The sequence below is a fragment of the Microbacterium sp. NPDC007973 genome, from assembly GCF_042958465.1.
Lineage (GTDB): Bacteria > Actinomycetota > Actinomycetes > Actinomycetales > Microbacteriaceae > Microbacterium > Microbacterium galbum.
Genome location: NZ_JBIBJJ010000007.1, coordinates 1 through 2125 on the forward strand (window position 1 = coordinate 1; position 2125 = coordinate 2125).

Annotated in this window: 2 rRNA genes (1 of these 2 cut by a window edge); both read right to left on the bottom strand. The window is 55.1% G+C overall.

The features are described 5' to 3' along the window. Positions 1 to 46: 46 nt before the first annotated feature. Positions 47 to 163, bottom strand: a 5S ribosomal RNA gene (gene rrf / locus ACFZA2_RS17355). A 104-nt stretch (positions 164 to 267) separates the two neighbouring features. After that, positions 268 to 2125: ribosomal RNA gene (locus tag ACFZA2_RS17360) — 23S ribosomal RNA — on the bottom strand (it continues 1354 nt past the right edge of the window).

The following is a 2125-nucleotide window of genomic DNA, read 5'->3' on the forward strand; positions in this document are numbered from 1 at the left end:
ATGCGAAATGGCCACCCAGCGTTGGGTGGCCATTTCGTTAAAGGAAGTCCGGCGGTGTCCTACTCTCCCACAGGGTCCCCCCTGCAGTACCATCGGCGCTGAGAGGCTTAGCTTCCGGGTTCGGAATGTGACCGGGCGTTTCCCTCTCGCTATGGCCGCCGAAACACTATTGATGTGTTCGTAAACCAACAACGATTGTTCATTGTTGTGTTGTTCTCGACCGTACATCGAGAACCACTCAGTGGACGCAAGCACCTAAAACGGTGTGTTATCAAGTCATCGGCTTATTAGTACCGGTCAGCTTCACGCATTACTGCGCTTCCACATCCGGCCTATCAACCCAGTAGTCTGGCTGGGAGCCTCTCACCCACAAGGGGTATGGAAGTCTCATCTTGAGGCCGGCTTCCCGCTTAGATGCTTTCAGCGGTTATCCATCCCGAACGTAGCTAATCAGCGGTGCTCCTGGCGGAACAACTGACACACCAGAGGTTCGTCCAACCCGGTCCTCTCGTACTAGGGTCAGATCCTCTCAAACTTCCTACGCGCGCAGCGGATAGGGACCGAACTGTCTCACGACGTTCTAAACCCAGCTCGCGTACCGCTTTAATGGGCGAACAGCCCAACCCTTGGGACCTACTCCAGCCCCAGGATGCGACGAGCCGACATCGAGGTGCCAAACCATGCCGTCGATATGGACTCTTGGGCAAGATCAGCCTGTTATCCCCGAGGTACCTTTTATCCGTTGAGCGACAGCGCTTCCACAAGCCACTGCCGGATCACTAGTCCCGACTTTCGTCCCTGCTCGACCTGTCAGTCTCACAGTCAAGCTCCCTTGTGCACTTACACTCGCCACCTGATTGCCAACCAGGTTGAGGGAACCTTTGGGCGCCTCCGTTACATTTTGGGAGGCAACCGCCCCAGTTAAACTACCCACCAGGCACTGTCCCTGAACCGGATCACGGTCCTAAGTTAGATATCCAGAGTGACCAGAGTGGTATTTCAACAATGACTCCACACTCACTGGCGTGAATGCTTCACCGTCTCCCACCTATCCTACACAAGCCACACCGAACACCAATACCAAGCTGTAGTAAAGGTCACGGGGTCTTTCCGTCCTGCTGCGCGTAACGAGCATCTTTACTCGTAATGCAATTTCGCCGAGTTCGCGGTTGAGACAGTTGGGAAGTCGTTACGCCATTCGTGCAGGTCGGAACTTACCCGACAAGGAATTTCGCTACCTTAGGATGGTTATAGTTACCACCGCCGTTTACTGGGGCTTAAATTCTCAGCTTCGCCTTGCGGCTAACCGGTCCTCTTAACCTTCCAGCACCGGGCAGGCGTCAGTCCGTATACATCGTCTTGCGACTTGGCACGGACCTGTGTTTTTAGTAAACAGTCGCTACCCACTAGTCTCTGCGGCCACCACACCCTTTCGGAGCAAGTCCTAATAAGTGGATGGCCCCCCTTCTCCCGAAGTTACGGGGGCATTTTGCCGAGTTCCTTAACCACGATTCTCTCGATCTCCTTGGTATTCTCTACCTGACCACCTGAGTCGGTTTGGGGTACGGGCAGCTAGAACCTCGCGTCGATGCTTTTCTCGGCAGCATAGGATCACCCACTTTTTATCCGCATCGTGTCTCAGCCTATGTAAGTGACGGATTTGCCTATCACTTGGCCTACGCACTTGCACCAGGACTACCATCGCCTGGCTTGGGCTACCTTCCTGCGTCACACCTGTTAATACGCTAGCCGCACCAGCATGGGGTCGAGCGTTCACACACACCCGCCTCACCCCGAAGGGATCGGCTAAAGCGTGAGCTAGGACTCTTAGCACCACTGGATTAGCTTGGGCGGTTCTTCGCCGGTACGGGAATATCAACCCGTTGTCCATCGACTACGCCTGTCGGCCTCGCCTTAGGTCCCGACTTACCCAGGGAAGATTAGCTTGACCCTGGAACCCTTGGTCTTTCGGAGGACGTGTTTCTCACACGTCATTCGCTACTCATGCCTGCATTCTCACTCGTGTAGCGTCCACGGCTGGGTCACCCCGCCGCTTCACTCGCCACACGACGCTCTCCTACCCATCAACACGGCTGGACCACGAAGGCCTACCAAAAATGTCAAT